This window comes from Streptomyces sp. NPDC060198 (assembly GCF_042728415.1).
Taxonomy (GTDB): Bacteria; Actinomycetota; Actinomycetes; order Streptomycetales; family Streptomycetaceae; genus Streptomyces.
Window position 1 is genome coordinate 1 of sequence record NZ_JBHWZJ010000359.1, and the last position, 7,145, is coordinate 7,145.

General features: G+C 71.6%; 5 protein-coding genes. 3 read left to right on the plus strand and 2 right to left on the minus strand.

Going from position 1 to position 7,145, the window contains the following annotated elements:
* The 3 genes from ACFWEP_RS29125 to ACFWEP_RS29135 form a co-directional block, all read left to right on the plus strand.
* Positions 1–1,633, plus strand: a 1,633-nt coding sequence (locus ACFWEP_RS29125; protein ID WP_387374424.1) for an asparagine synthetase B family protein, incomplete at its 5' end; no start/stop codon positions are given.
* A gap of 62 nt (positions 1,634–1,695) precedes the next feature.
* A complete protein-coding gene (locus ACFWEP_RS29130; RefSeq protein WP_387374426.1) occupies positions 1,696–3,045 on the plus strand; it encodes an aldehyde dehydrogenase family protein in 1,350 nt (449 codons plus the stop codon).
* Between the two features lie 109 nt (positions 3,046–3,154).
* On the plus strand, positions 3,155–4,135 hold the full coding sequence (locus ACFWEP_RS29135) for an acetylxylan esterase (protein WP_387374428.1): 981 nt from the start codon (positions 3,155–3,157) through the stop codon (positions 4,133–4,135).
* 60 nt (positions 4,136–4,195) lie between these two features.
* Here the strand turns inward: ACFWEP_RS29135 and ACFWEP_RS29140 are convergent, their stop codons facing one another.
* Together ACFWEP_RS29140 and ACFWEP_RS29145 are read right to left on the minus strand one after the other, a co-directional pair.
* The gene (locus ACFWEP_RS29140) at positions 4,196–5,455 is read right to left on the minus strand and encodes an arginine deiminase (protein WP_387374430.1); all 1,260 of its coding nucleotides are present in this window, start codon (positions 5,453–5,455) and stop codon (positions 4,196–4,198) included.
* A 47-nt stretch (positions 5,456–5,502) separates the two neighbouring features.
* Positions 5,503–6,963, minus strand: a complete 1,461-nt coding sequence (locus tag ACFWEP_RS29145) for a basic amino acid/polyamine antiporter (RefSeq protein WP_387374431.1) — start codon at positions 6,961–6,963, stop codon at positions 5,503–5,505.
* Between the last annotated feature and the right edge of the window lie 182 nt (positions 6,964–7,145).

Consider the following 7,145-nt stretch of genomic DNA (forward strand, 5'->3'; position numbering starts at 1 on the left):
GGCGGAGGGTCCGTTCACCGTGGGCGGCCTCACCGCCACCGGTGAGGTCACCCTCCACAACGGGCCGGTGCTGCGCGACGCGCTGGAGGCGAACGGCACTCCCGCGCCCGCGCGGCTCCCGGACGCCGAGCTGCTGCTGCGCTGCTGGGCTTCGCTCGGCGCGCAGGGGGTGGCGCTCGCCGAGGGCATGTTCGTGCTGGCGGTGCTCGACGGCGCGGACCTGGTGCTGATACGCGACCACGTGGGCGCCCGCACCGTCTTCTACGCGCGGGCGGACGGCGCGTGGGCCGCCTCCTCCTCACTGCGGGCGCTGCGCCGGTGGCCGGCGCTGGGCACGTCCCTCGATCTGGCGGCGGTCCGCTCCTTCCTGACGTTCGCCTACCTTCCCGGCGACGAGACGCTGCTGGCGGGCGTACGGGAGGTGCTGCCTGGCCGGATACTGCGGCTGTCGCCGGACGGCTCGGTGACGGAGACCGTCCACTGGGAGCCGGTGGAACGGTTCGGCGGGACGCCCCCCGACGACCCGCACGACCATGTACTCGCGCTGCGCGCCCTGTTGGAGGACGCGGTGTCCTGCCGGCTGCCCGAGGCCGAACCGGTGGCGGTGCTGCTGTCCGGAGGTATCGACAGTTCGCTGGTCACGGCTCTCGCCTCGAAGCTGCACAGCCGCCCGGTCCGCACCTACTCCATCAGTTTCGGCGGTGAACTCCCGAACGAGCTGGGCTACTCGGGCCTCGTCGCCGCGCACTGCGGGACCCGCCACCGGGTGCTGAACGTGTCCGGCGCGACGGTCGCGGCGCGGCTCGCGGAGGCGGCGGCGCTGCTGGACAGCCCGGTGGGCGACCCGCTGACCGTGCCCAATCTGCTGCTGGCGGAGGCGGTGGCCGACGAGGGGGCGTCGGTGGTGCTCAACGGCGAGGGCGGCGACCCCGTCTTCGGCGGGCCGAAGAACCTCCCCATGCTGGTGCAGGAGATGCACCGGGAACCCGGGGCGCCGTGGGACGAGGACCGCGCGACCGCCTATCTGCGCTCGTACCGCAAGTGCTGGGCGGACCTTCCCGTACTGCTGACCCCGCAGGCATGGGACGCGCTGGCCGACGCGCCCCGCCCGCAGCGCTTCGTCGAGCCGTACCTGATGCCCGGCCCGGGCAGCCCGTACCGCATGGAGAGCCTGCTCAACCAGCTGCTCCACTGCAACCTTCGGACCAAGGGCGCCCACCACATCCTCACCAAGGTCGAGCGGCTGACCTCGTCCCAGGGCATCGAGGGACGCGCTCCGCTGTTCGACCGACGGGTCGTCGACCACGCCTTCGCCACTCCCCCGGTGTACAAGCTCCGGGGCGTGGTGGAGAAGTGGATCCTCAAGGAGGCGGTGCGCGATCTTCTGCCCGGCACCGTGGTGGACCGTCCCAAGAGCGGGATGCGGGTGCCGGTGCAGCAGTGGCTGACCGGACCGCTGCGAGACCTCGGCAACGATCTGCTGCTGGGGCGTGAGACGCGGGAACGCGGTCTGTTCCGCCAGGACACCATCGCCACCTGGCTGAAGGGCGAGGGCACTCTGCTGCCGCGCCAGGGCGGCAAGCTCTGGCTCGTCCTCACGCTGGAGCTCTGGCTCCGCTCGTACGACCTCTGACGGACGGATGCCCGGACTCCGGGCATCCGTACGGAACCCACGAACTGCCGGAGGAACCACCGATGAAGACCACCCTCACCGACCCCCGGACCGGCCTCGCGCGCGGCACCGCGCCCGTCTCGCGGGAGCCGGAGGTGGCCGGGGCGGTGTCGGCCGCCCGGGCGGCGCTGCCCGGCTGGAGCGCCCTCACCCCCCGGGAGCGGGCCGAACGCCTGGGAAGGCTGGCCGCGTCGGTCGAGGCGCACGCGGCGGAGTACTCCGCGGGCGAGCGCGCCGGGACCGGCAAGCCCGAGTCGGAGACCGGGGGCGAGATCGCCCAGGTGGCCGACCTCTTCCGGTTCTACGCGACGGCGGCACGGACCCGGACCGTACCCGCCTCGGGCGCGCTGGTCGCCGGCCACGAGAGCTGGGTGCGCTGGGAGCCGATCGGCGTGGTCGGTGTGGTGGTGCCCTGGAACTACCCGCTGATGATGGCGGCCTGGCGTTGCGCGCCCGCTCTGGCCGCCGGGAACACCGTCGTGGTCAAGCCCGCCGAGACCACTCCGGACTCCCTGCTGCTGCTCGCCTCGCACGCGGCGCTCGAACTCGGCGAGGGGGTGCTTCAGGTACTGCCGGGCGACCGGACGACGGGGCGCCTGCTGGTGGAGTCAGGGATCGACATGGCCGCGTTCACCGGCAGCCCGGAGGCGGGCCGGGACGTCGCCGCCCGGGCGGGCACCCGCCGGGTCAGCCTCGAACTGGGCGGCAACGCCCCGGCGATCGTCCTGCCCGACGCCCCGCCGGAGACCTGCGCGGAGCTCGCCCGGGCGGCGACGTACAACGCGGGTCAGAGCTGCGCGGCGCCCGCGCGGGTGATCACCCTGGCGGAGAACTACGAGAGCGTGGTGGCGCTGCTCGGCGCGGCGATGACGGAGCGGGTCGCGGGGCGCGACTTCGGGCCGCTCAACAACACGGACCAGGCGACCCGTTACGACCGGATCGTCGCCGCGTCGCAGGCGGGACGCGAGGTGACCGGCACCGTCGGGGCGGCGGCGGGCGAGGAGAAGGGCTACTGGCGCCCGGCACGAGTGCTGGCCGATCTGCCGCCGGCCGACCCCGCGATCACCGAGGAGGTCTTCGGCCCCCTGCTCACCGTCGAGCGGACGGACACGGTCGAGGAGGCGCTGGCGCTGGCCAACAGCGTGCCCCAGGCGCTGGCGTCCAGCGTGTGGACGAGCGACCTGGCGCGGGGGATCGATCTGGCGTCCCGGCTCGACGCGGGCGAGGCGTGGGTCAACTGCCATCTGGTGCAGACGGCCGAACTCCCGCACGGCGGAAGGGGGTCCTCGGGTCACGGCACGGATCTGAGCGTGCTCGCCCTGGACGAGTACCAGAGGCCGAAGACGGTCACGGTGCGGGTCGGACGGCCGTAGCCGCCGTGCGGGACCCGCGCGGCGGTGTCCGGCGGACGCGGCTTCTGCCGACCGGGGGCGCCCACGTACCGTGTGATCACTCATCCGTGCGACGAAGGCGGCCCCGCAAATGCCCCTGTTCGACCTGCCCCTCGAAGAACTCCGCACCTACCGCTCCACGTCGGCGGAGCCCGCCGACTTCGACGCGTTCTGGTCGAAGACCCTCGAAGAGACCCGGAGCCACCCGCTCGACGCCCGCTTCGAACTCCGCGCGGACACCGGCCTGAGGACCGTCGAGGTGTACGACGCGACCTTCGCGGGATTCGGCGGCCACCCGGTCAAGGGCTGGCTGGTGCTTCCGGCGGGGGCCACCGAACCGCTGCCGGTGGTGGTGCAGTTCATCGGGTACGGCGGCGGGCGAGGGCTCGCGCACACCCATCTGCTCTGGGCGTCCGCCGGTTTCGCGAACTTCGTCATGGACACCCGGGGCCAGGGCAGCGGCTGGGCCGGCGGCGACACCGCCGACCCGGTGGGCAGCGGGCCCGCGTTCCCCGGGGTCATGACCCGGGGCATCGAGGACCCGCACGACTACTACTACCGACGGCTGTACACCGACGCGGTCCGGGCGGTGGAGGCCGCCAGGTCCCACCCGCTGGTCGACGCGTCGCGCACGGCGGTCGCCGGCATCAGCCAGGGCGGCGGCATCACACTCGCGGTCGCCGGCCTGGTACCGGACCTGGTGGCCGTGGCGCCGGACGTGCCGTTCCTGTGCGACTTCCCGCGCGCCCTCACGGTGACCGACCGCAACCCGTACCGCGAGCTGGGCAACTACCTCAAGACGCACCGGGGCCGCACCGAGCGGCTCAAGGCCACGCTCGCCTACTTCGACGGGGTGCACTTCGCCGCGCGGGCCACGGCTCCGGCGCTGTTCTCGACGGCGTTGGAAGACCTCACCTGCCCGCCGTCCACGGTGTTCGCGGCGTTCAACGCGTACGCCCACACCGACAAGTCGATAGAGGTGTACGACTTCAACGATCACGAGGGCGGCGGCCCTTACCAGGAGGCGGCGCAGCTCGCCTGGCTTCCCGGGAAGCTGACGGCCTCGGCCTGACGGTGCCGCCGGCCCGCCGTGGGACGGGCCGGCAGGGCTGTTCCGGCCGGCGACCGGGCGTCAGAAGGAGACGGGGTCGCGGACGAGCGGGCAGGTCATGCAGTGACCGCCGCCGCGTCCGCGCCCCAGCTCGGCACCGACGATGGTGACGACTTCCACGCCGGCCTTGCGCAGCAGGGTGTTCGTCTGGGTGTTGCGGTCGTAGGTGAAGACGACACCGGGCTCCAGCGCCACCGCGTTGTTGCCGCTGTCCCACTGCTGGCGTTCGGAGGCGTACACGTCGCCGCCCGTCTCGATGACCCGCAGTGCGGGCAGACCGAGCCCCTCGGCCACGACGTCGACGAAAGGGGTGGAGCCCTCGTCCGTGATCTCGACGCCCGGGGCTTTGTCTCCGGGGCGGAGGGAGAAGGTGTGGACCGCGTCCATGATCCTCGGATAGAGCGTCACGATGTCGCGGTCGGCGAAGGTGAAGACGGTGTCCAGGTGCATGGCGGAACGCAGTTTGGGCATGCCCGCGACGATGACGCGCTCGGCGGCGCCCTCGCGGAAGAGGGCGGCGGCGACCTGGGTGATGGCCTGGCGCGAGGTCCGCTCGCTCATCCCCATCAGGACGACGCCGTTGCCGACCGGCATGATGTCGCCGCCCTCGAAGGTGGCCTGGCCCCAGTCCTGCTCCGGGTCGCCCCACCACACCTTCGCGCCCCGGTAGTCCGGGTGGAAGGCGTAGATCGCGGCCATCAGGAGCGTCTCTCCGTGGCGGGCGGGCCAGTACAGGGGGTTGAGGGTGACCCCTCCGTAGAGCCAGCAGGTGGTGTCCCGTGTGTAGAGGGTGTTCGGCAGCGGTGGCATGAGGTATTCGCGCGCGGCCGTCGATTCGCGGGCCAGCGCCAGGTAGCCGGAGCGGAACTCGTCGGGGAGGTCCGTGGTGGCGAGCCCGCCGATCAGGTATTCGGCGAGCCTGCGGGGTTCGAGCGACTCCAGGAAGCCGCGGGTGTTGTCGATGAGTCCGAGGCCGACCTCGTTGGCGGTGATCTTGCGGTCCAGCAGCCAGTCCCGGGCGGCCGGGATCGCCATGGTCTCGGCGAGCAACTCGTGCAGTTCGACGACCTCGACGTCCGCCTGCCGCATCTTGTTGACGAAGTCGGCGTGGTCGCGCTGGGCGTTCTCCACCCACATCACGTCGTCGAAGAGCAGGTCGTCCGCGTTGGTGGGGGTGAGCCGCCGGTGGGCCATCCCCGGGGCGCAGACCAGGACCTTGCGCAGCTTGCCGACCTCGGAGTGGACGCCGAGCGCGGGCCGCTGGGCGGTCGTGTCAGTCATGGGAAGCCTTTCGCGGTTCACCGGCGGTGCGGCCGGGGTGGGACGGGTCAGAGTTCGATCCAGCCGGCCGCCAGGGCGATCACTCCCATGACGGCTCCCGCGATCGAGACGGCACAGATGACCGCTTCGGCCGGTGAGAAGAGCCCGCGGTTCTGCTCCCGACGGGCCTTGATGAAGAGGAAGGTCGCCGGGGCGTAGATGATGAAGGAGACGAGGACGAACTTCAGCCCCGCCGCGTAGAGCAGGAAGGCCGTGTAGAGGGTCGCGAGGGCGGCGACGACCAGCTCGCCCCTGGTGGCCCCGCCGACGGCGCCTTCGCGCTCGGGCCTCAGCGCGATCTTGACCGCGAAGGCGGCGGCCAGCAGGAACGGGATCAGGGTGAGCGCGCTGGTCAGGTCGAGCGCGAAGTTGAAGGCGTCGTCCGAGAAGGCGGTGACGACGAGGACCAGCTGGCTCAGGGCCGTGGTCATGAGCAGGGCGGGGACCGGCACGTCGGCGGCGGTGGACCGGCCCAGGAAGCGGGGCATGTCGTCGTCCTTGGCGGCCACGAAGAGCACTTCGGCTGCCATCAGCGTCCACGCCAGGTAGGCGCCGAGGACGGAGATGATGAGCCCCACGCTGACGAAGACCGTGCCCCAGGTACCGACCGCCGCTTCCAGGACCCCGGCCATGGACGGCTGGCGGAGTTCGGCGATCTCGGCCATCGGCAGGATGCCGTACGAGACGATGGTGACGGAGGCGAAGACGGCGAAGACGCTGAGGAAGCCGAGGACGGTGGCCCGGCCGACGTCCTCGCGCCGCTTGGCGTGGCGGGAGTACACGCTGGCCCCTTCGACCCCGAGGAAGACGAAGACGGTGGCCAGCATGGTGCCGCGCACCTGGTTGAAGAGCGAGCCCGCGTAGTCCGCCCCGCCGAAGTTGTCGGCGAAGACGGACGCGTCGAGGTAGAAGAGGGCGAGGATCACGAACACGAGGATCGGGACGACCTTCGCCACCGTCACGATGCGGTTGATCGCCGCCGCTTCCTTCACTCCGCGCCGGATGAGGAAGAAGAACGCCCACAGCCCCACCGACGAGAGCACGATGGAGAGCGCCGTGTCGCCGTCGCCGAGGGCCGGCGCGATGGCCCCGACGGTGGACATGATGAGGACCCAGTAGGTCACGTTGCCGACGCAGGCGCTCGCCCAGTAGCCGAAGGCCGAGAAGAAGCCGAGGTACTCGCCGAACCCGGCCTTGGCGTAGGCGTACACACCGGCGTCGAGGTCGGGTCTGCGGACCGCGAGTTTCTGGAAGACGAAGGCGAGCATCAGCATGCCGATGCCGGCGACGGCCCAGGAGATCAGCGCTCCGGCTACCCCGGTCTCCGCGGCGAAGCGCCGGGGCAGCGAGAAGACGCCCGCGCCGACCATGGAGCCGACGACCATCGTCGTCAGGGTGAGCAGAGTCAGCTTGGCGGCGGGAGAGGGCGCGTCAGCGGAGGGCCGGGTACCGGCCTCGGCGTTGGTCATGTTTCCCCTCCGCGAGGTGCCTTGACCGGGCCGCGCGGGGGCGATGCGCTCCGGTCGATATGACACACGTTCATTGCGACCGGAATCTAACGCCCTCTGTCCGTTTTGTCATATTGCACACACTTCAGGCCGACGAGAGAAGTGCGGGTACGGAAAAGGGGTGGTACCCGGCCTCACGGGGC